Origin of the sequence: Halorientalis persicus (assembly GCF_900110215.1) — an archaeon.
GTDB lineage: Archaea > Halobacteriota > Halobacteria > Halobacteriales > Haloarculaceae > Halorientalis > Halorientalis persica.
Genome location: NZ_FOCX01000013.1, coordinates 76717 through 99411 on the forward strand (window position 1 = coordinate 76717; position 22695 = coordinate 99411).

The following is a 22695-nucleotide window of genomic DNA, read 5'->3' on the forward strand; positions in this document are numbered from 1 at the left end:
TCGACGAGCATATTGTGTCATTGGGAGAGTGTTCTCGGAAGCGGCTGGCTACGTGCGGACGGTCATGCTCTGTACTCCGGACTGTTGCATCAGGGGATCATGTAGTAGATTATCGACAGCAGGGTTCCTGGGGCCAGACCAATGATAGCCATGATCGACCCGGTGAACGCGAGCCACTTGCCCCACCCGCGTTTCTGACTGCCATGGTGGCTGGTGAAATACGCGATCACACCCAGAATCACACAGGTGAATCCGAACAGTTTGAAGATAGTTGCCAGCTGGGCGGGGAATCGGACGGCCTCTTCGATCGCCTTCACTCCGGACGCGAGTATCAAAGTAAGTCTCGGCGGGATCATCGTACTGGAAGAGAGTGAAAGAGTCTGTTTTCGTGGAGAGAGAAATTGGATGGTGAGTTCGCCTCTCAGGGACCACCGACGTTGGTGATGAACTTCAGGACGGAGATGAAGATCCCGAACCCGAAGTAGAAGACGATCATTCCAGCACCACCGCCGAAGAGCCACATTCCATACTGGGCGCGGGAAGAACTCTTCCGAGCACTCCACCAGAGAACGGCCCCCGCAACAATCGCGATGAATCCGACGTACTTCAGCACCATCATGGCGAGCGAGTGGACGTTCGAGAGCATCGATGAGAGACCGTCCTTGCCCGCATCACAGTTGTCCGTATTACTCGGGTCGCAGTTAGACTGTGCTGCACCTGGCTGAACGAAGATTGTACTCAGTAGTGCCACGGCTAGCACTACAAGCAGGGCTTTCTTACCGAATGACATCGGCAGATTAGACAACCATTCGAAGGGTCTTAATTATTGTCTTTTTCAGGCCGAATGCAACCGAACTCGGTAGTCTGTTACAACCCGAGGAAGCCAAACCGTCCGGAGTCGTCATCGTCATCAGCTGGTTGCTCGGACTCACTGAACGGTTGCTCGTGAGCAGTGTCCTCGACATCGAGGGCAGCCTCCAGCCGGTCGATCCGTTGCTGAAGGCGCGTAATCTCCTCTTCTTGCTGTTCGGCTTTCTTTTTCCAGTGTTTCATGAGCTGTTCGTTGCGATCAACCTCACCCTCGAGTTCCTGGATCCGGCCGGCGATCTGCTCGACCCATGGCGGGACACTCCCCTGGAAGTCGAGGATCTGGGTATACCAGTCCTCGAAGTACTGGGTTGTGGTGGTACGGGAAGCACCAGTGTCGTCACGCCGTCGGGACTCCGACGTCGATTGGTTCGTGTCGGTGGGGTCCCGATCTTGGGTGTGATCGCGTGACTCTGCTTGCGATCCTCGGACCACCGGATCACGACGGTTGCTCTCCGTAGGTGGCGTTTGGTCCGGTTCTGTCTGGTTAGATTGTGTCGTCGACGAGGAACGGTCTTCCGCAGGGCTGTCCTGGTGTCCACCTGCCGACCGAACGGGCGAACTGCCGTCGACAGACTGCGATTCCGACCGGTGGCTCTGTGACTGTGCGTTTTGCTCCTGTTCATCGTCCAGATCGAGATTTGAGTGGTCGAAGGTATCGGTCACGTGGCCGAGGGCTTTGCTGATCGTCTTCTGGCCGTAGGTCTCGGTCCCACGGTCTGCATCCCATTTGTCGCGCATCAATCCGGACTGGCGGAAGATCGTATCCATCCGGTGGGGATCTTTGTCTGTCCAGAACGCGAGCATCGAGCAAAATGCCATATCGGCCTCGGACTGACTCTCGTACCGGCCTTTCCAGTTCCCCTCCCAGAGTTGTTGGAACTTCTCTCCATTGGCTGCGTTCAGGGCATGCTGGACGAGAGCCGCGTTCGTCCGGGAAAGCCCTGGTACCGATGCTGATTCGTTGCTGGTGTCCGCTGTTGATGCTGGTTCACCGTTTTGTGCAGACGCTTTCCCGTTCCCACTGGGTCCCGTTGGGGTGTCACCGTTGGACGAGAGGACTGCGCCACCGGCCTTCGCCTTGGGGCCGTTCCCCTTACCGTTGGTACTGGCCTCGTCCTCGAGCCAGCATGTGTCCATCGTGGTTTTCTCACCGATGTACTCGTCATAGACCGATTCGAGCGCTCGTTGACGCTCCTCGATGTCGCCGGCCCGATCTGGAAATGGAGCGCCGGAGACAGTGAAGTACCGCCCAGTTTCGTAGATCTCGATGTCATCCTTCCGATTTCGGTCACCCGGTATGTCCGCTTTGATCAAGACGTGCGCCCCGGTCCCCGACGGGCTAACCTCAGTATAGCTGTCGAGTGTCTGGATCACATCCGTCGCCCACGCGTCCGTCTCTCCTGATTCGGGTTCCCGGCAGTCATCGAGGTCAACGCCAACGTACGGATCCTCGTCTGTAAACACGAAGCCGATACCGTCGACGGCGTCACCCTGCATCGAGAACTGCAGAGCTTCTCGAAAACTAGTCCAGGTCGTGGGGTCGTCCGTCGATGCATGGCCCCCGGTTCCTGGTTCGACTGGGATTTTCGTTTCTTTGCCGTCCCGCGTTTTCGTCCGCCAGCAGATCCACTGATCGGTCTGGCGGAGTTCTGCGGGGACGTTCTCAGGGTTCCCCATCATACACTGTCAGAGGTGTTGAATAAACAGAGAGTCCCCGAGCACAAAGAGGTATGGGAACCGCGTCTCAGGTCTCGGTAATAACACTCAGATCGAAGTGCTCGCGTGTGAGCGCGTCGGCATTCTCCTTGGCCGCACTCCGCCGTGCATCGGCCACTAACTGCTCGAGGTCTGCGCCAGACACAGCCTCAAGCTCCTCGACCATCTCCCGCAATTCTGAGTCACGAAGGGCAGTGGGGACGTCTTCCAGCTGGGTTCGGAGAATCTGGAAACGCGCCTCGGCATCGGGCAGTGAAATCTCGACGTGCTTGTCGATCCGGCCGGGCCGCAGGACTGCCTCGTCCATCTGCTCTTTCCGGTTGGTCGTGAGCACGACGAAGAACTGCTGGTCGTCCTGGGAGAGCTTGTTCAGGAACGTGTTGGTCGTCTTCGCATCCTCACGATTCGTGGAGAGGCCATCGTCTCGACTCCCCAATAGCGACTCGGCCTCGTCGATGAACACGACGCCTTCCAGTTGCTGTGCTTCCTCAAACAGTCGGTTGACGAGGTCGGGCCCTTCGTTGATCCACTTGCTCGTCAGCTGGGACTGGCTCAGTTCGACGTAGGGCCGCTGGAGAGCGTTCGCGAGCGCCCGGGCGAACAGTGTCTTCCCCGTCCCCGGCGGACCGTGGAACAGAACGCCCTGATCGGGCGTGACACCGAAACGGTCGTAGCCAGCGCTGTCGTTGACGTATGGGGAAACCACGTCCTCTCGAAGTTCCTCTTTGACGGACTCGTAGCCGCCGACGTCGTCGAAGGTGGTTTCGGGTGGCTCTTGCCAGTCGAACTCGAGGTTTTCAGGGATCATCTGGGTCTTTTGTTCGTGGGTAGCGGTCGATTCGTCCGGGTGCTGATTCTCAACTCCGCCGTCGTGCATCTGTGGTGACAGCGTAGCCTGTGTGGACTCTGTAGTTCGGGTCGGCGACGAATCTGGCCGGGCCGAGGACGTTTCAGCACCGGGTGAAGCCGGTACTCGCTTTTTGTCTTTGACACCCTCAGCGGCCTGTGATCGCTGTAAGAACTCCGGTGGATAAGCAGCGATCAGCCATATCACTCCCCCGGGGTAAAGACTCAGCAGGAGGAGTTTTTCGTGGCTTAGCTGACCGATCAGCGGTAGGCTGCTAATTCCAGCGTAGCTGAAACTAGCGAAAGAGAAGAGGACTAATAATGACGCAAGGACCCCCACGTGAAACGGATTCCAGTTTGTGCTTGATTCAGGGATGTTAAGGGAGATAACTGAAACGAGAATGAAAATTACTGTAATAGCTTCTATAACAACTCCACCTTCCATCCAGATACTCTCAGCGCCTGATATCAAGAACCCAGCTATTGGGTACGATACTGCATAAACAAAAGCGGATTTCGTAGTATTGAGTATACCCTCCCAGAAGTCACTCGCCGTAGAGGGGATCTCGGGAGACAGCCATTGATCCAATCTCCATGTATCCCTACGGGCTTGAATCCAAACCAGTGACAAGACACAGAACCAGATCACGAACCACGCAAAGCCAACGGATTCATCCCACGTGATCGAGATACCAAGAATTCCCGGCATAAGAGACAGTGTCATAACAATCGTTTTGTGCTGTTCTTGTTCGAATATTTTTGTGAGGCCCAATTAAATATTAGGCTCCATCGGCCCCGCCGGCGTCCCCTGCGTCAGTGCCGTTCGTGGTGCTTTGGGTCCCGCTGTTTTGAGGCGAACCGGCACCGGCTCCATTTTGTTGGGTTTGCTTGCGGGTGTCCTTAGCGGTCGCCGCTTTCTCGACATCGCCCCGTGAGGCGGCCTGCCCATCATCACTGTGCTTCTGCTTCGCCCGATCGTGAGCCATGACGGGTGCATAACCGCCCATTCCATAGGCGCCTGCTCGGAGAGTGGCGGCTCCGGTTTTGGCGGTTGCCTTTCCGCCTTTCTTTCCGGCTTTCATGGACACCGCTGTCGCCGCTGCGGCCTTTTCAGCCGAGTGACTCCTCGTAGCTGCGATTTTGAAGTTTTTGACCAGCGCCTCGTGTCTATCTTCCATGTTCTCTTTTTTCCAGTCTCCATCACGGGTTTGATAGCGTATCTCGCCCGACGGTCTAACCTCAGCTTCCTTGTCGTATTTCGGTTCCTCGTCAAGAAGCCCGCGCTCATGGGCTTCACCGAGATCCACAGATTGGTCATCGACCTGCCCTTTCAGCCAGTCTGCATCTTCTTTGTACGATTGGGCAACGTTACTCGGGCGGCGGTTTTGGACTCTCTCGCCCATATCAGTTAGCACACTCTTGGCCGAACTAGCTCCACTGTAATCAGCGATTGTTGATTTCGCGCTTTCCTTCGCCCCAGCGGCCTGCACTGCAGCGTCGTCGAAGTAACTTGGCGGCCGACCTTTCCCCGCACTCTGGACGTCACCATCCATCTGATCGCCGAGATTACCGTTGTCGATAGCTGCACGGGGTGTCCCGCCACTCGAGGAGCCGCCGTTACTCGATCCGGATTTCCGCCGTGATCCACTCCCGCCGTTGCCACCACCGCCAGAGGCGCTCACAGCGCCGGCAGCAGAGCCACCGGCGTCCGCACCGGCAACCGCACCCTTTCCAGCGGCTGCGCCGGCGGCCGCGCCACCGGCAGCCATGGCGGCTGTCGTCGCCATGCCGACAGCCTTCCCGATGCCCATCGGCTGGCCGGCCCAGCTGATCGCTTTGAACACGATCGCGACGAGTACGAACGGAACCAGAACGACTAGCACCAGTTGTGTCCAATACCGCGTCGCACCACCACCAGCGCCAGCCTGGACGACGCCACCAGCCATGATGACCTTCATCGCTCGGAGCGCCACGGCAAGAAGCGGGCCTGCCAACAATGCGTATACTCCCATCCGGCCGACCTTGGCAGCGAATTTGTGGATATGGATGCCAAAGCCCCAGTCGGGGTACCACATGACTGCCCAGATCGGCGCTCCGAGGAACACAATATAGACGATGTACGTTCGCAAGGCGAGCGCGAAAATCGACAGCGGGGTCGCGATCATCATCAGGACCGCCGCCTGGAAGTAGGCCGCGATCAGCGCCATCGACCCGAACGTCGATTCGATGTTGAACTGGTTACTCCCCGGATTGAAATTCAGCTGAAACTGCTCCGGCGCGATCTGCATCGTCACTGCGTTCATCGCGTCAACGCCGAGACCGATCAGCGGTTTCGAGAGCGCGATGATCAACACGACGGAGGCAATCCGGAACCCCTGCCGCCAGAGGTGTGCTTTCTGTCGGTCTGCCCACGGCATGGACAGCAGGCCTACGACAATCATCAACGGGAACAGCGCCACGGCCAGTTTGAACGATGCTTGCCATGCGGCCACTGCCTTTGTGGAGGTGGCTGGGTTCACGATCTTCAGCAGCGGTGTGAGAGCAACCCCTGTCAGCTGGAAGAATCCCTCGAGAATCGATCTGATGAATCCCTGGAACGCCCCGAAGATCGCATCAGCAATATCGCCCGGGCCGGGAATCCCGATCAAAATGACGTAGTTGGCGGCGGTCACCAGCGGATTGGTCTCAATCATCGCTCTCACCCCCTTGGGTCTGCGATTCCAGATTTGCAGGCATCACATCAGCCTCGTTGGGTGACTCCGGCTCTGGATCGATCCCGTCCAACAGCGCTTCGTCGTCGACGGCCGACTGTGGCTGCACCGAGCCGGGATATCCGTTGTTCTCCATCCACCGCCGATCGCGTTCGCTGAGCATCCCCTCGTTCTGGAGGTACGTCCACGGGTCACGGTCGTCGTCGAGGATGTGGTGCTCGAACTCGCCGGAGTAGACGTCCAGCCACCGACGCCCGTGCTGGGACGTACTCAACAGACATTCGGAGTAGTCGGCATCCTCGCCACGAGTAGCGCGCTGAATATCGCGCACCTCGTCTTCGGAGAGCTCGAAGTAGTCGACGACCTCCGGTCCGACGTTCTCCTGATAGAACAGCTGCTTCACGTCGCAGTTGTCGTAGATTTCTCGCGTAGCGTCGTTTTTCAGGAACTCCTCGGCAGTCTGGCTGATGAGCGTCAGGCCGGCGCTGAAGTGGCGGCTGTGCCGGATGAACAGGTTGATCAGATCCCGCGCACCGTCCCGGCGGAGCAGGTAGTGCGCTTCCTCGAAGGTCACGTCAGTCTTCTTGTCCGACCGGCGAGCCTCGTCGTAGGCCCAATTCAGCATCGCGTGCATGATGATCGGCATCTCGCCCGTGTCTGCGAACGAACTCATGTCGAACACGACGAGGTCGTCGTCGAGGTCGATATTACTCGGGCCGTTGAGGTTGCTGTTGATATTCCACTGCTTGAGTGATTCGAGTTTGGGCTCTAACTGCCGGGCGATGGTCTGATAGCGTTCCGGCGGTGTCTGGAGGTTCGTCACTGCATCCAGCACCTCGCTCTCGACATCGTCGGCGTCGGTGTCGACCGTCAGCCCATCATCGTCGAACGTGACACCGAGCCTGTTCGGGATGATCTCCTTGAGTTCCTCGTCGGAAAGGCCACCGTTCGCGATGATCCCAACGCCTTCGATCACGTCGTCGATGATCGGGCTCTCCCGGTCGAACGTCTCGGGATCCGGCGTGATGCCTTGCTTGAGGTAGGCGTAGTAGATCGCATTCGAGATGACTCCCTCGTCGCCAGACGTCATCCCGTCGGTGTCTTTCTCGTCCAGATACGTGCCGAACAGTCTGACGACGTTCCGGAGTTTCAGCTTGAACGCACTCTCCTGCGTGGTCGCATCGTGAGCGGCCCGATCGATATCGAGCGGGTTGATCCGGTAGTCGCCACCGAATTTGATCACCGTGCCACCCAGCTGTTCCACGAAGTCGACGAAGTCATCGCCGAGCGGGTCGAAGATGATCGTCTTGAGGTCGTCGTCGACGAGGATCCGCCGCCAGAGCGCCATCTTCGTCGCGTAAGTCTTCCCCGATCCGACCTTGCCGCTGATGGCTTTCGAGTGGCCCGACAGCCCGTACCGATTGATGATCACTGGGCGGTTCGTGTTGTCGAAACCCAGCAGGATCCCGTTCTCGTCGTCGACGGCGGGCTCAACGAAATTGAAACACTGTGTCAGTGCCTCCAGTTGGACTGTGTTGTGGTTCTCGATCTCCGGGCTGGCCAGCGGGGCGACCGACGCCTGGGCGGCGTCTTGCTCGGCCTGAATCGGAGTCAGATCGAGCCCTTGCTGGCGGGCGCGGCGCTGGATCCGCTTGCTCGCTTCCTGCATCTCTTCGAGGGTCTGCCCACGAATCTCCACAAAGACCGAGACGTCAAAGAGCTTGGTCGTCCCCTTGACGAGTTCTCCGAGCAGGCGGTCGAGTTCCTCGGCTTCGTGCTCTTGTTCGTGCGTGTCCGTGCGGTTGCGGCGTTTCTTCCGCTGGATCGCGCTTTTCATCTGAGTCAGCCGCTTCTGGAGGCGCGATTTCACGTCCTCCGTCTCCCGTGGGTTGATCTGCATCGACAGGCGCACGTCCTCTGACGCGAGTGTCAGCGGCAAGAGCCACCCCGACGAGAGAAATCGCGGGAGTGATGATGCGGTAAGGATCTGGTAGAAGTCCCCATCTCGGGAGTGCCAGTTCGCCTCCTCGTCGATGACCTCTGGCGCGAGGACCGACCGATCGATCCGGCCCTTCTCCTCGTCGGTGGTGAACGTCGTGGCCAGCGTCGTCTCGTCCGTCGAGGCCAGCTGGTACGCGGCTTTTTCGATGGCGTCCTTATCGGGCTCCTGGCCGACGGCCTCGAGATACTCGATGGCCTCCTGCATCTCCTCGCCCGAGAGGTCGTCGATGGGGATGCGGCCGTCTTCGTCATCTCCGCCGTCCTCACCGCTGGGAGTCAGGAGTCGGTCGGTGAGCGAGGATGATGTCTGTGGGTCTGCAGTGGTATCGGCCGAGTCATCGTCACTTGGGCTTCGCCACGGGAGGACGACCTCAACGAACAGCGGCGTGCGCCAGACAAGTGCGGCGACAATACACGCCGAGACGACCGCAGCGATCGCACCGGCGAACAGCCCAGCGCGATACGCGGGCCACGAGGCGGTGATGAGGCGGGCCCCAGCATAGCGCTGGATGACGATACCGCTGATACCGACCACCATCCCAGCGACGCCGGCGCGGACTTTCGAGTGGCGGTACTGCCAGCTGGTCACGGCGACCATCAGCGCGGCGATGAGTGCGTTAGCCCCGACACCGAGGGCGATCAGTTCGGGTCGTGAGAGAGTGTATGGACCAATCATCGTAATCACTCGCTCGACTGGTGGGTGTTGACCTGATTGGGGCGTTGTGCCCCGTCTTTCTCGACATCCTCTGGCGGGGCGTGTTCTGTGAGCCAGCCATGATCCAGATTCTCTGGTGGCTCGTCACCCTTGTAGTAGTAATAGAGAATTTGCTTGATCTCGTTGGGGTCGTCTCGAATCTCCGGATCGACACCCGTTGGGGGGAGTGACGATGCCATGTTCTCTGCGCGCGAGCGGACCTCGCGAGCCAGCATATCGTGGTCAATTTCCTCTTCGTCCCCAGCTGGTCGGAGGCGACTCAGGAACCCACCGTCATCTTCGTCGGTGTCCTCAGCCATCGATTTCCTGACGGTGACGACGATGAAGTGCTGGCGGTCGCGGATATCAGCCATGGAGACGACGTTGTCGATCCAGTGGCGGTGCTGGGCGCGCCCATGACTCATCAGCGGGTGTTCGTCAGGGTCACGCGTCCGGTTGGCTTCTTCGAGGCGGTGGGTGTACTCGGAAGCGTCGTACGGCGTGGGCAGCGTGAGAATCTGGAAGGTTGACTGGGTGCCCATCAAGATGTCACTCCACGCTTCCAGGACTGCTTCTTTCTGGTCGTTGTCGAGAATGAGCCACGGGCGCGGGCCGATCTCGATAATCATCGAGACACTGTCCTCGGTGACGATGACGCCGTCGTCGCGGATGTACTCGAAGTCGAGATGGTCAGCAGTGTCGTCACTGCCGAGAAGGCGTTCGACCTGGGTTTCCTCCTCTGGCGTGTCGTCGCCGTCGGTGCGGGTTTTCCCCTCGTCGGTCGAGTGGAAGTAGCTTTCGTAGGTCACAGTATTTGATTCAGGGTGTGTCGGTTGCCAATGGTACGTTGCATCAGTATAGCGGATTTTGCACATCCCGAGGAGCCATCGGTGCGGGCGCTGGCAGGCAGGGGTTTTCACGAACACCAGGCCGCCGATGACGAACCCGGCGACGCCGAGCGGGCCATAGAATTGTACGGGGAGATTAAGCAGTAGCGTCGTGGTCGCTGGCGCAATCGGAATCGCAAAGGATTGAAGGAGTCGCTTGACGCTGAAGCCGCGAAATTTGCTCGTGAGGAGACTATCGGCAACTGGAACGCGTTCAGGCATTGTCGCTGATCATAGATTGAGTTGTGAACTGGTTTCGCGCGATCGGTAGACCTGCTCACGGCGTGGACAGCAGTCGTCGGGCAGCGGGTTGTGGCGCTGTCGTTCCGTTCGCAGTCTGGCGGTTTGCGGGGTTGACTGCCCGAATATGGTATCTCCACTACAGGTTTTCACCCCACCCCACTTTTATTTTTCTCTCTGAATGGACGTGTATCCAACTAGTCTACTAGTCCAACAGTCAGCTACAGCAGTGAGGGAAAGACAGCTGGCAGAAAGGCGAGTATGATCCCGCTCATCGAGCCGAGAATTAGTCCCACACCAGTCTTGAGACTGGTACGGGCGCTTCGGCTGACTCTACCCGTCGACGGTGAGATGCCGTAGAGTGCAGCGCCCCAGGCGATGAGTGCCTGCCCAGCGATGGCGGCGACCTTCGAGAGAACATCCGCCGCCTGGTAGAGCGACTGCTCGGCCCCTTGGCTAGCAACCTGCGTCCCGCGGATGCCAGGAGCGAACATCGCCTGTGATGTCGACGGGATCGGCCCCGAACCGGCGACGATGAAGCCAAGGACCGCGTAAACCGTCCCCAGCGCAAAGTACACGACAAGCGCGCCAGCACCGCCACAGAGTATTCCTAACCCTCGACGGCGCCGTCGGGTGTTTGTTCCTGTTCCCCAGTAGATCGCACCGGCAATGAGTGTGATAACGGCGAGGTATCGGCTCGAAGCAAGGACTATCGAGGTGAATCGGCTGATCGACTCAACCATGGCGCTGCCGACCATCGATATGGATAGTTCAGATGGGTGGGTTACAAGACTTCCGTCTACTACTCCAACAATTCTTGGAATCGGGAAGCATATTCTGTTTCAATATATGAAATTGGTCTAGCTCATTTTTTGGCCAGCCTAGACACCATACTGAAGGTTTTCTCGTAGCCTCATATATGATTTTCTAATTTGATTACAAGGAATCATTTTTAGCTATTCTTGCTGGGACTCACTGGGGCGATGTATTGACTTCGGACTTTATCGCCCTCGCGCCATTGCAAATAGTAGTAGTCGTTGCCGCTGATCGTTTTGGTAGTGATCGTTCCCTTTGTAGGGGCGATTTCAGCTTTGTCAATAGCTTCCTCTTTGACCTCTTCCCAGTCATCTTCGTCCCATTCGTCGGGTACGTCATCTGGCTCCTGCTCAGCTTGTTCTGATACCTCCTGCTCCGTCTGTCGCTCTTTCCACCCTGCGAGCGACAGTGCGTAGTTCGATACGAGGCGAAGCCGGTCAGGACCCTGTCGTTCGATAGCATCAACGAGATAGGCCGGCAGTTCGTCGGGTGCTGCTGGCGGCGTGTCGAGATTGCCAGTGAGATCGTCGGAATTGTCATCGGACATGGGTCGTGGATCGTGTCCTAACCAACGATCGAATTTGTATTAGATGTGTTGGTTAGGTGTGGCTCTCATCAGACTTCTCGACAGTAGCCTGGAATTCGTTGATCTGTCGTGCTCAGTCAGTATGTGCTGAATACTGTCGCCAGCTGCTCGCGCATCGAATCACGCCGTATTTCTCGCAGTGTATCGGCTTCGAGGTAGTTCTGTTTCAGCACGTCGACGGACGCTGATCCCTGCGCGGCGGCAACCTCGTCGAGCCACTCGTCGGCGTCGTTCATCACGGCTGTGTACGCATTATACCAGTAGCGCCGGCAGTACTTCGGTGTAATCGTGCTACCGTCGATTTCGACGTCTGCCCGCTTGGCCACCGTCTGGAATCGATTGTAGACCGTTGTCCCAGAGATGTGGCCGCTCTCGGACCGCGTCGAGGGGAACAGATAGCCGGACGTGTAGTCGGTCCATTCCTCGGTCACGGCCGCCAAGCGTTCCCGAACTACGTCGTCTCCATAGAGGAGTGCCACCGTCCCCGGCCCGTTCTTTCGCTGCCCGAACTCAATGTACGGTCCCGGTGCATCAGCAGGATCGAGCGTGAACTGTCGGCGATGGAGTGCGGCCACCTCGCCCCTTCGAAGTCCCCACGCGCCAAGGGCGACTAGTAACAGCCGTTCCTCGAGGGTTTCGGTCGCACGCGCGAGCTCGCGCATCTGTTCATCTGACGGCGCCGTGGTTTCCTTGCTGTCGGCACTGGTCCAGCCATACCGGTTCGCGAGCCCGTCAACCGGGTTGAACGCTGCCCGGCCGGTATTCACAAGATACTCGTACCATGACGAGATAGTTCGGTGGTACTTGTGGCGAGTCTGTGTCGTTTCAAGCCGGTCCTGTAGCTGGTCATAGACCGTTTCCACCATGTCGTTGGCGTCGCGACGTTGATTCTCGTCCTGGACCGCAGCCAGTAAATCGTCACCCCACTCGTCGACATAGATCTCGACGTAGGTTTTGAGCCGCGAGTACAGCGTCCGCACGGTGTTCTCGGATTCGATGGATTCACTCCGGTCGCGTTTCTCGGCGAGCCAGGCGTTCAGTCGCTCACGGGTCGCGTCGTTCTCAGTCGGCCACTCTGCCCTGTCGTCCGCCGCGTCAGGGTCAACGCCGACGTGTTCGGTGCAAAACCGGCGGAGCGTCGTGTCGTGATACTCGCGCAGGGCATACTCGAGATTCCGGTGGCCCTGGTCGACGAGCCATTGGCGAGTTGGGACGGTTGTTTCGGGGTCATACCCCTCAGTGGCCAACCGCGGCCAGATGACGGCTCGGTAACCGACCAGTAGTTCCTCGAAAGAGAGATTCGACCATTTCTCCCGGCCCTCACGGAGCCGCACAGCCAGTTCTTCGGGATCGCCCTCTGCTGGGTGCATCTTGCCTGTGGAGTGGGTTATATCGCCAGAGTCTCCGGGGTTCGCGTCGGAATCTCGGGGGAGAACAGTGGCTGTCTCCGATTCTGAATCTGAGTCGTCCATATTCGGCCTATTCAGGCCAACGGTTTCGTATCTGGTAGTTCTTGCGGCTGTTGCGTCCGTGGTGAGACACAACAAATGTCGAATATACGCCCCAAATATTACTTAGAAGAATCAATCATATATCGCTATATCCATTCTCGCCGGTGTCTTGTTCCACAGTTTCGGAGGATACCAATCTCACGGCCAGATTTCGCCGGTGAGTGATGGAATAGGGACGCGAAGATATCTAAAACCAACCATAATTTGAGCTAATATCGCCACTTCGTCTCAACACAGGTGTTTGAGACGCGCTCAGCAGAGCGTTGCCACTCACTCCCGAACGCCAACCGATCGGGTGGTGTCGGCGCTAATCCGCGGGAATAAGGCCTGAGGATACCAATTCAACGCATTCGCCGGCAGTCAGCACGGGTGCGTAGTCCATCTCTCTGTCTACGGCTGCCTTCAGCAGAAAGTCCGTGAGCCGCCAGATATTGTGGAGCAGCACCGCGAACACGAAGTAGAACAACCGAACCCGATAGTCTTTCGAGGACGTGCTCGCGAGGAAATCGTTCTTGATGGACTTGTATTCGTTTTCGATCTGCCACCGCCGGCTGTACCGCCGACAGAACGATTCGGCTTCGTCTGGACCAACGGAGAGATTCGTCGCGAAGACTGCTGTCCCATCGCCGTTCGTCGACGGGACGTAAAGAAATCGCATCGCGTGCGTGCCCGATTCAACATCGATAGACGCCTTCTCAACGGCCACATTACGTCCATCTTCGTCCATTATCTCGATCGCCTCCCGTTCAGTGCTGGAGATCCGTGTGGGAATCAGATAATTTACGTTAAGGTTGGTGAGGGCCTGAAACACGCCTGCTGAATCAAATTCGCGGTCACAGAGGACGGTCTCAATCGGTACGTGCTTCTTCGCACGTTGGACGAGTCGTCGGACGGTCTGATGAACCTGATTTGACCGATTCTTGTCCCACGCTGAACTCTCTCGGACTGGTTCGATCGCCAGAACGAACGGAATATTCTCGCCGACGATTGACAGCGTCGCAAATTTGAACGCGCGTTTCTCTTCCCCTCGCATGCCGTTGACCATCGGCATCTCCTCGACCTCACCGTAGTATGGGACGGTCGTAATGTCGATCGCTACGGTCACCGGCCGCCGGAATGAGGTTTCCTCGGCGATTACCGAGAGCAGGCGGTCGCTGGCTGCGTCAAATCCGTCGATCAGACTATCCGACTCGAATTGTTTGACCGATCGGAGGTGAGTATCGCCGTGGGGGCCGTACTCCTCACCGCGCCGGTACTGGAAGCGGGCCGCGCCTTGGGCAGTGCCACAGCCAACCATCCCCATGAACGTCTGCAACTCGAAAAACTGAGTGTCTCCGTAGGATGTGTTGTGTGCTCGGCCGGAATCGAACCCATCGAAGCCGTGGTTACGGGCGAGGCGTGTCGTCCGGTGAATCTGCTCGTCTGTGAACTTTCGTTCCGTTTTGGAATCGTCTTCTCCAGATTCAGTCTCGTGGTCAACAACCTCATCTTTCGGGCGGACAGCCGGGATGGCCGGCCCGCGATCGTGGACTTCTTTGACGACGAAGTGGGCACCGATAGTGATGAATTCGCGGACCTCATCGTTGAAGCGATTACGCCACGTTCGGGAGAGCACTGATTCGTCGGGGATGTGATGCAGTCCAAACGCGTCGGCCAGCTCTTGGCACTGAGCCAAGGAGCGGTAGCTATCGCCCGTGATCTCTCGGTAGATGAACAGTCGGAGCATCCCACGAAACGAGTCCGGCGCAGGGTGCCAGTCAGGATACGCGTCGTCGAGTGTCCTAGTCCGCATTGGTGCGTCGCTTACGGCACCAGAAAGCGACTCGCCATCCCGAAGGTCATCGTGTATCGCGATGCCAGTCGTGTAGGCATCAGTCATCCGACTATCGCGGGCAGAGTACGGGTCCGTTGTACACTCCATTACGTAGAACCTGAAATCATCTCAAAATACACTGTCAGTGAGTGATAACAATCGAGGGCCAACTTGCAACTGTCGTCGCTGTCAGTGCAATCAGTATCAATGTCGCTGTCGCGAGATGGGATGTCACGACGATGGGTGCCAACGATGCTGTGACAGTAAGTCCGCCCAGAATAACCTGGAATGGTAACAATAGGGCAGCGAATACAGCAGGCCCCCTTACGAGGGCACTGTCACGTGTATACCAGGCAGTGAATGCTGTCGAGATAATTAACAGTCCGATGATTACAGCCAGGGTACGGTGGGCCCATTCGGCGAAGATCTGGAGTCCCGAATACGGTGAACTCGCGATAATTTCTGGATGCAAGAACGGAACGAGAGTGCCATAACAGGCCGGCCAGTCAGGACACGCCAGACCGGCCCCAATCGCGCTCGTGTAAGCTCCGAGAATCATGAGGAGGTATGTTCCGATCAGTGTAGTCAGAGCCAGTTGGTGATAGCTGATTCCGCGAACGATTGCCCTCCGAGATGACGAAAACAACTGTGCCTGTTTCATACCACAACTCGAAGTGTGAGCTCCGATAACAAAGCGGATTCTGGTCCACCCATCGAATTGTAATCACTGGCCACTTGGTAGACTGGAACGATACGTTCGACGGCTATATCCTCGGAATCGGGATCGGCAGATTCGTTCGACTTTCGGTTGTGCAGCCGATTTTACGGACCCCTATCACTCAGAATTCGAGTGTGGTGCCGGTGAGACGAATGAACACACACCAGATTACTGGTCTTCCGCAGGCGGGTTGGCGCCACCGTCAAGGAGTCCGTCGACTAATCGCGTGAACCGATCGACCAGCCGGTCTGCGACCGATGGCTCGACCAGTCCTAGGAGCTCGGCTGTCTCTTTCGGATGTGAGACGACCAACGTGACATGATTCCGATGGTCGCGCTCCTTTTCGACGAGGTCCTGTTCGACGAGGTGATCGAGATGCCACTCGAGCGTACTTCGTGCAATCCCCACGCCGTCCGCGACGGTGGCTGGACTTGTCTGGCCGTTGGTCAGCAGGTACACCAGAATATCGCGGGCCGTCTCCCTCCGTAATACGGCCAGCGCCCCTCGCTCCCACGATCCATAGTTTGCCGGATAGTAGTGAGTCCGTCCGTACAGGGATTCTTCGACGACTTCGTCGGTCCCGGTGAGCTTCTTGAGATGGTACTGGACCTGTCCCGGTGCGAGATCGAGGGCCCGGGTAAGTTCGTTGAAGTGAATCCCCGGCGTTCGGCGAATCTCGGACGCGATACTCGTTCTTGTATCAGACATCTATGGACTATTGGTGTAGCAGTGATCCGGTCCGTGTGCTTCTTGCCCACAATATAGCGGGAGCCCCTTCTATACCTCACGATCCGTCGACCGGTTTCGGTGACCGAACCAGATGCGACCGGTGTCGTATCTGGAAGCGTCCGACAACGGACGAAACTAGCGGACGTGGTGTAGCTCTCGAACGGCGTTCACCTGCCTCAAACGATCCCGCAGTTGAGGTCTCCCATCCAGTCGGCTGGTCTCAAATGAATTCGGTGATCGCGCCAGAACCGCTATGCGGCAAACGGATCGATTTAAGAATGTAGTATGAACGACCGGACACAGCGGGCGGCCATGGACGTATCGACGAAGACTACTACCCGAAGACGGCTGCTCGGGAATGCCGTCGGTATCGGAGTGGGAGCCGCGGCCATCCCGGCCGTGAGCGGTGTCGCGGCTGCACACTTTCCGACGCAGTTGGATATCGATATCCAGCCCCAGAACGAAGACAATTTCATCGATCTGGCGGAACACGACTCCGTGTCCGTGGCCGTCCATCCGACCGAGTACTTGAACGGTGACGGCGAGCGAGAGACCTTCGACCCGACTGAAGAGGCGGTGCGGTATCGGTTCGGCTCACGGTTCGATCTGCAAGATGGAGGTGGTGCGCGACCGGCGGGTGATGGAGACGTGACCGAAATCGAGAGCGGACACGGCGAGAGTGACGAGGCACTCGTTCTGGAGTTCCCAGTCGAGGACACGGGACTCGACGGGAGCGAGGAAGCGGCATGGCTGTACTGGGAGCGTGACGATTCCGGGGAACACGGGCTCGCGGGTGTCGATTCCCTCAGAGTATACGGCGGAGAACAGTCCAACACCGCTCTACTTCGCCTCTTCAGGAGATTCCTGGAGTAACGAAACCTCCGCGAAGATGAATATTCCGTCGATATGCTAGCCCTCGACCGTTAGCTCCATCTCCGACATGTCGAGAAACGCCATCTCGTACCCCTCGTGGCGTGCGACCTGTGGGACGGACTGGGGTGTGATCGTGATGGTATCGCCGGACTCGATCCCGTCGACGACTGCCCCGTAGTGGTACTTCAGGTTGGGGTCGAGTGTGCTGGTCAGTGGTCCGTCGAACTTCGACTCGTCGCCCCCGGAGACAGTGGCCGTCATCGACATCATCGGAATCGGGAACCGATTGTGCGGCGTCCGCGCCGACACGGCGAGATACGAGCCCGATCCCTCGACGCCGGCCGGCGGCGAATCGAGTACCGTCGCGACGAATTTCGCGTCACCGCTGGTCCCAGTCCCGAGGATCGATCCTGGCATCCCGTCCGGCTTCGGGAGTTGTGGAATCGGCATCATCTCCATGTCCATCGGGGCTACCGCGCCGCGGTTCCCCTCGCGATCACTGAGTCGCTCGAACATGAGCGCTTCCAGTTTCGACTGGCTGAATTCCATCGTGAACGCGGGTGTTGCCTGTTCACCGAACTGATCCCGGAATGCACCGGTCCGACGCGTCCCGACGGGACCGAACCGAACGTTGACCTCGTAGGTGCCGTCGCCATCCAGCTGGACGTTGTCACCGTAGTGAAAGCCCATGTTCTGAGAGAGCATCGGCCACATATCCTTCTGTGTGACCGTACTCCCGTTCTGTGTGACCGTTACCGACGCGTTCGATGTGGGAATTACCGTATTCGTCTCACCATCCCAGACGCTCACCATCAGGTGAGCCGAGTCGTCGGACTGGACCGACACCTGATTCGTCCGGTCGATGTCGACAGTCCAGAACCGGTGCGGGAAACTGTAGGAGAGCGCGAGTCGAAGCCGGCTTGCTTCCTTCATCCCCGCCATCTCCATCCCCTCGACGTGGGTCGGGATGTACACTGCCGACGGTCGGTTGTCAACCAGCGGCGGCATGCGTACCGATCGCTGCTCCGTCTCCAGCAACCCCATACACCCCGCGACACTCGCGACGCTCCCCGTCCCGAGAACGGCGAGATACTGTCTGCGTTTCATTACCGTTCGTTCGGGGGTCCCCTGGAAAAGAAATTCTGGTACGACCGTCGAATCGACGGATTTCGAGAGGTGGACCAGAATCCTCTTGATCCGGACTCGGGAACGAACACGAAATGGCAGGGATGCAGACGACGGGAGAAACCGGCGGTCGGGCGCGTTGGATTCGGCGGTCGATCCCCGCTGCTATCGTCGCCTTCGTCACGCTCCAGATCGTCCCGGGCGTCCAGGCCCATACCGGCACCACACATGCTGGCACGCCCCATTGGGTCCTTCTCGTTTTCGTCGTGGTCGGACTCGCTGCCGGCGGGCTGAGTGTCCGGTTGCTCCGGGCCGACCGAGCCAGATACTACTCGCTGCCCGTCCTCGTGGTCGGACTCGTGTTGGTACTGTTCGGGAGCATCGGCCTCGTCGAGATTCAGGTGACACCGCCGACGGCTCCCGACTGGACCGGCTGGTTCGAGGTGCTGAACCTGCTCGCCGGGACGGGGATGGTCGTCGGCAGTCTGCTGTTGGGGATTCGCTACTGGCCTCGCCGACCTCGCTACACCGCGCTAGGCGTCCTGCTGGCCGCGTGGGTCGTCTATCCCGCACTCCTTCCCGCCGGCGGGCTCACGAATCCCGTCGGGTATTTGATCGCGGCCGCTGTGCCCGCGACGATCGGCTACGTCCTCTGGACGGAGCGCCGCGAGCGGGTTCGCCTCCTCCTGGGGCGGCGGTGGCCCCGTCGGGTCGGCGGACTCGCACTCCTGGCCTTCGCCGGCTTTTTCGCGTTCTCGGCGGGGTCGCTGACCCTGAACCCCGACCTCGGCGTCGGGATGAGCGGAGAGGGGTTCGTCCGACTGTTCCGAGTCGGGAGCCCGCTGGTCTACTGGCCGGCTCTGGAGTTCTACGTCCCCGCTATCCCGTTGGCGGGGTACGTGTCTATCGGGACGGTCCTGTTGACCCTGATCCTGGGCGGTCTGATCGCGCTGAACGCGGCGTCGATCACCCAGCAGTGGCAGGTGACCCGCGAGGTCGACTCCGGCGGAGCGTCCGTGGGTGCCGTCGTCTCCTCGGGCGCGACTGCCTGCTGTTGCTGCGCCCCGGCGATGTACGGTGTCGTGGGCGCGGCCTTCGGCACCGCGGCCAGCCCGGTCTACTGGGCGTTCATGGACCCCACTTCACCGGTCGGCGGCCTCTTTTTCGCTGGTGCAGTGTCGATGCTACTCTGGAGTTTCCTCCGGTCGACTGATCCCGTCGGCGAGACCGACGACGATGCCAGTACAGGCGGTGGCACCTGTGCGGCCCCGACGGCCTGAGCCGCCGCGAACCTCACTTCGGGTTTGGGGTCGGTAGCGAGCGGTGCTGTCGGGGCGGGAGTAGGTAGTTCCCGCGGCGTTCGACGGTCATGTACTGGAGGATGCCGTTGTTCGTGCGCTGGCCGACGGCCGATTCGTCGGCCACGTCGGTGCCGTTCATCGCCTCACGAGTCTGTACGAAGTCGCCGATCCCGCGCTGGAGCGAGAGGAAGTGCAGCGACGCCCGGTCGCCGATGGTCGAGTCGAAGTCCCGGCGGAGGATGATCGGCGAGTCGTCCTCGCGAGCGCGTGCGGTCTTCTGTGAGTGGCCCACGACGCCTTTCTCCCGTGCGTCCTCGGTCGTGTGTGCGGGACACCCCGTCTCGGTCATCTTGCTCGAATCCCCGAGGTTGTCGCCGACGCCCTCGACCGTGTCGTTCTGGGCGTGAGCGGGGCAGAACATCGTGGCCACCCGATGGAAGCGACTGTCCTGTTCGTACCACTGCTGGAGATGGAGTCGGATGAGCGAGAGGTGCTGTGTCGTGCCGCCGGCGAATGGGCCCTCCCGAATCGTCACCCGGTCCTCGCTGGCCTGGTTCTTCTCGAAGCCCGATTTGAAGCCCATGTACAGCGGCGACTCCTCGGGCACCTCGCCCTCGGGCACGCCGTCCACGTCGTCGTGTTCGGCCGGCAGTCCCTCGCCGATGAACCCCGTCCGCCGATCCGCGACGGAGAAGACGCCGTCGAAGGAGCCGTTCATCTCGACACCGTTGAGTTCCGATTGGTTGCCCTTCAGCGCTTCCTCGGCGGCGAGGACGACCTGCGAGTAGTCGCTGGCGAGGTGGACAATAGCGTCGGGCGTGTCGAAGTCGGGGTCCTCGAAGGGAGCCATCGCCGCTGGTGCCGGCAGGTCGACGGCATCGGGGAGCGACCCGTCGAACCGCTCGAAGTACGACGGCGTATATCCCACCGTAAAGAGGAGACCGTCGTTCCCGCGCCGATAGGCGTGTTCGAGACTTCGGAACGCCCGTTCGATCTGTTCGCGGTCGCCGTCGGACGGCCGACCGCTGCCGTCGTAATTCACCAGAAGCAGGACGTGGTGGCGCGGCGTGACCACGTTGCCGTGCTGGTCGGTCGAGAGGGCGTCGTTCCAGGCGTGCTGACGGGTCGGGAGCGTCGACAGATCCGACGGCCCCTGTGGTACGTCCGGGCCACCGAACCAGTCCAGACAGGCCGAGAGCGCGGCCGTCCCCCCGATCGCCACGGCGGACTTGGCGAACGCCCGCCGCGAAATCCCACGGTCGCGGTCTTCTGACATCGGGTGGGCTAGGGACGAACGCGGAATGTGCGTTCTGGTGCGACCGTCGAATCCCGTCCTGGACCACCGTGTGGCTCAATACGCCAACCCTGTAACGACGAGGCGAGACAGATGGCACTGGATATACTCGCAGTCGATTTCCCTGCGGACTGGGTCACGCCGGAATTCGTCCCGCTACTCGTCGCTGGACTGCTCCTCGCTGGACTCGGAACGCTATCACTGTTCGTCCTCTCGGTCGTCGCTTATACCAGACGCCTCCAGCGGCGATACCTGCTGATCTGCCTGGCGCTGGGGGCACTCGCGACCCGGACCGTCGTCGGCTGGGGCACTGTCTTCGGCGTCGTCCCGATGACCGTTCATCACGTCATCGCACACTTGCTCGATTTCCTCATTGCGCTCCTGGTTCTGTACGCTGTGTACCGGAGCGGTTCGGGATCGTCCGCACCTGAGGAGACGGTGTGATCGATATGGACGTACGGCAGTCCCTTCCGATTCAGGCCGGCGAAGCGTCGGCTCGACCGGGTCTACGACGCGAACGGACGAGAGACGATCCACAGCGAGAGGACGGTGTACCCGACCATCACGACGACGAGCGGAAGGTGCCCCCGGCGCGCCAGTGTGAGCGTCTCGTAGCGGTCGACGGCGACGCGGTGGGCGGCGACGACGGCGACGACGTGGCCACCGACGATGAGGAGGACCTGTGAAGCCCAGAACACCGGAACTGACAGCCATCCCAGCAGGGAAATCGTCGTCCCGCTCGCCGCGACAAACTCGATTGCGATAGTCAGCAATTGGCCGACGTTCCGGAGGACGAACGGGTAGTTGTGCGCGACTTCGTACGCCGCAGCGATGGGAACGACGGTCGGGGCGAACGCGCGGGCGGTGGCGATCCAGTTGCTCGCGTCGCCGGTCGCCAGTGCCTCGACGGCGACGGCGGCCAGCGCGAAACTCCCGACGAACGCGAGCAGTCCCGTGAGGTAGACGAGAAGGCTGACGAGCGGGCCAATGCCGAGCAGCTCCCGCGTCCCGAACAGGAGGGTCTGATAGGCGGTCGACTCGCTAAAGCCGTCGAAGCTGACGGTGTAGACGGCCGCGATCACGAAGATGACGAGCGAGACGCCGGCCACGGGCGTCGTACACCCCGACCAGGGCGTTCGGAACCGAACGCGATACCCGCCGGTGTCGGTTTGCTGGAACAGAATCGGTGCAACGCGAGCGAACAGCTCGTAGAGCACCGTCAGCGTGTCTGCACGCTCGAACCACTCGCGGCCGAACGCGACGGCCCCGATCAGCATGACGAGTGTGTAGCTAGCGACCAGCAGGACCGTCATCCGTGGCGAGCGAATGATGACGGTCAGGTTTTCGACGACTCCGATCCCGACGACGAATCCGACGACAGCCGGCCATGCACCGAGCCACGATGGCAAACTACCGACTACCGCCAACTCTTCACCTTCGAGAGCGACGAGCAGGTCGTATAGCGACTCCCAGGGCGAGAGGACACGCCACGGCGAGCCAAAGAGAATCGCCAGCAAGCCCACACCTTTGAGCCAGATCGGCCACACGAACACCGTCGCCAGGTTCTCCGCAGCGACCTGCCGTCCAGCGAAGCCGTGCCCGAGTGCGGCAACGAACAGTGCGAGGAAGGAGACTCGTGCGACGCCTCTGAGGACTGTCCCAGCCGACGGTGAAAGTGCGCCCACGGTTTGAGGATGCGCGTGGGTCGTCTCGCCGTCGGTAACCCCGAGCCAGACGGCGGTGAGGACGACCGTTCCACCAGCCCCTGCGTAGAGCAACTCCAGAGGAAGCGGCGCGCCGAACCGGGAGCGGCCGATGGTATGTGCACTTGCGGCCCCGACAAGGGCGTAGTACCCACACCAGACGACAAGCCAGCGCGTCCAACGGCCCATACCGGCTATCGGGAACTCCGCGTGAAAGGTCCGGTGGTCCGATTCTCGAAACCCGTCTCCGGGACAAAGTGT

19 protein-coding genes are annotated in these 22695 nt (G+C 59.7%); 3 read left to right on the plus strand and 16 right to left on the minus strand.

The annotated features are described in order from the left end of the window. Nucleotides 1–89 precede the first annotated feature (89 nt). The 13 genes from BMX17_RS14520 to BMX17_RS14580 all read right to left on the minus strand — a co-directional run bounded on the left by BMX17_RS14520 (nt 90) and on the right by BMX17_RS14580 (nt 16117). On the minus strand, nt 90–335 hold the full coding sequence (locus BMX17_RS14520) for a hypothetical protein (RefSeq protein ID WP_139203530.1): 246 nt from the start codon (nt 333–335) through the stop codon (nt 90–92). Between the two features lie 86 nt (nt 336–421). Continuing rightward, a complete protein-coding gene (locus BMX17_RS14525; protein ID WP_092661319.1) occupies nt 422–790 on the minus strand; it encodes a hypothetical protein in 369 nt (122 codons plus the stop codon). Nucleotides 791–867: 77 nt separating this feature from the next. After that, entirely contained in the window at nt 868–2550 is a 1683-nt protein-coding gene (locus tag BMX17_RS14530) for a phage NrS-1 polymerase family protein (RefSeq protein WP_092661321.1), read from the minus strand. Between the two features lie 64 nt (nt 2551–2614). Further along, complete coding sequence (locus tag BMX17_RS26175; RefSeq protein WP_170845422.1) at nt 2615–3463, minus strand: ATP-binding protein; 849 nt, start codon at nt 3461–3463, stop codon at nt 2615–2617. 748 nt (nt 3464–4211) lie between these two features. Further along, nucleotides 4212–6125, minus strand: a complete 1914-nt coding sequence (locus tag BMX17_RS14540) for a TrbL/VirB6 family protein (RefSeq protein WP_092661325.1) — start codon at nt 6123–6125, stop codon at nt 4212–4214. Continuing rightward, nucleotides 6118–8820, minus strand: coding sequence for a VirB4 family type IV secretion system protein (locus BMX17_RS14545; protein WP_092661327.1), 2703 nt, complete (start codon nt 8818–8820; stop codon nt 6118–6120). The genes BMX17_RS14540 and BMX17_RS14545 overlap by 8 nt, the downstream gene beginning before the upstream one ends. Before the next feature lie 5 nt (nt 8821–8825). Further along, the gene (locus tag BMX17_RS14550) at nt 8826–9647 is read right to left on the minus strand and encodes a hypothetical protein (protein ID WP_092661329.1); all 822 of its coding nucleotides are present in this window, start codon (nt 9645–9647) and stop codon (nt 8826–8828) included. 539 nt (nt 9648–10186) lie between these two features. Continuing rightward, nucleotides 10187–10723: a hypothetical protein gene (locus BMX17_RS14555; protein ID WP_092661331.1), complete on the minus strand. Its 537-nt coding sequence runs from the start codon at nt 10721–10723 to the stop codon at nt 10187–10189. A 194-nt stretch (nt 10724–10917) separates the two neighbouring features. After that, nucleotides 10918–11328, minus strand: a complete 411-nt coding sequence (locus BMX17_RS14560; protein WP_244515012.1) for a DUF6788 family protein — start codon at nt 11326–11328, stop codon at nt 10918–10920. A 116-nt stretch (nt 11329–11444) separates the two neighbouring features. Beyond that, on the minus strand, nt 11445–12737 hold the full coding sequence (locus BMX17_RS14565) for a tyrosine-type recombinase/integrase (RefSeq protein WP_092661333.1): 1293 nt from the start codon (nt 12735–12737) through the stop codon (nt 11445–11447). A 448-nt stretch (nt 12738–13185) separates the two neighbouring features. Continuing rightward, complete coding sequence (locus tag BMX17_RS27520; protein ID WP_170845423.1) at nt 13186–14799, minus strand: transposase; 1614 nt, start codon at nt 14797–14799, stop codon at nt 13186–13188. A 34-nt stretch (nt 14800–14833) separates the two neighbouring features. Continuing rightward, a complete protein-coding gene (locus BMX17_RS14575; protein WP_092661335.1) occupies nt 14834–15352 on the minus strand; it encodes a COX15/CtaA family protein in 519 nt (172 codons plus the stop codon). A gap of 225 nt (nt 15353–15577) precedes the next feature. Continuing rightward, nucleotides 15578–16117 (minus strand): winged helix-turn-helix transcriptional regulator, encoded by a 540-nt coding sequence (locus BMX17_RS14580; protein ID WP_092661338.1) that lies wholly within the window; start codon nt 16115–16117, stop codon nt 15578–15580. Nucleotides 16118–16423: 306 nt separating this feature from the next. On the opposite strand from BMX17_RS14580, the gene BMX17_RS14585 reads away from it, so the two are divergent. Further along, nucleotides 16424–17011: a hypothetical protein gene (locus tag BMX17_RS14585; RefSeq protein ID WP_342027700.1), complete on the plus strand. Its 588-nt coding sequence runs from the start codon at nt 16424–16426 to the stop codon at nt 17009–17011. Between the two features lie 36 nt (nt 17012–17047). Here BMX17_RS14585 and BMX17_RS14590 read toward each other — a convergent pair whose 3' ends face one another. Continuing rightward, a complete protein-coding gene (locus BMX17_RS14590) occupies nt 17048–18118 on the minus strand; it encodes an iron transporter (protein WP_092661340.1) in 1071 nt (356 codons plus the stop codon). A gap of 113 nt (nt 18119–18231) precedes the next feature. On the opposite strand from BMX17_RS14590, the gene BMX17_RS14595 reads away from it, so the two are divergent. Beyond that, a complete protein-coding gene (locus BMX17_RS14595) occupies nt 18232–19416 on the plus strand; it encodes a hypothetical protein (protein WP_139203531.1) in 1185 nt (394 codons plus the stop codon). Nucleotides 19417–19429: 13 nt separating this feature from the next. Here BMX17_RS14595 and BMX17_RS14600 read toward each other — a convergent pair whose 3' ends face one another. Further along, entirely contained in the window at nt 19430–20713 is a 1284-nt protein-coding gene (locus BMX17_RS14600; protein ID WP_092661344.1) for a DUF7405 family protein, read from the minus strand. A 111-nt stretch (nt 20714–20824) separates the two neighbouring features. Between BMX17_RS14600 and BMX17_RS14605 the strand changes: the two genes are divergently transcribed. Continuing rightward, nucleotides 20825–21175, plus strand: a complete 351-nt coding sequence (locus BMX17_RS14605; protein ID WP_092661346.1) for a DUF7471 family protein — start codon at nt 20825–20827, stop codon at nt 21173–21175. Between the two features lie 62 nt (nt 21176–21237). On the opposite strand, the gene BMX17_RS14610 is transcribed toward BMX17_RS14605, so the two are convergent. After that, on the minus strand, nt 21238–22623 hold the full coding sequence (locus tag BMX17_RS14610; RefSeq protein WP_092661348.1) for a hypothetical protein: 1386 nt from the start codon (nt 22621–22623) through the stop codon (nt 21238–21240). Nucleotides 22624–22695: the final 72 nt, after the last annotated feature.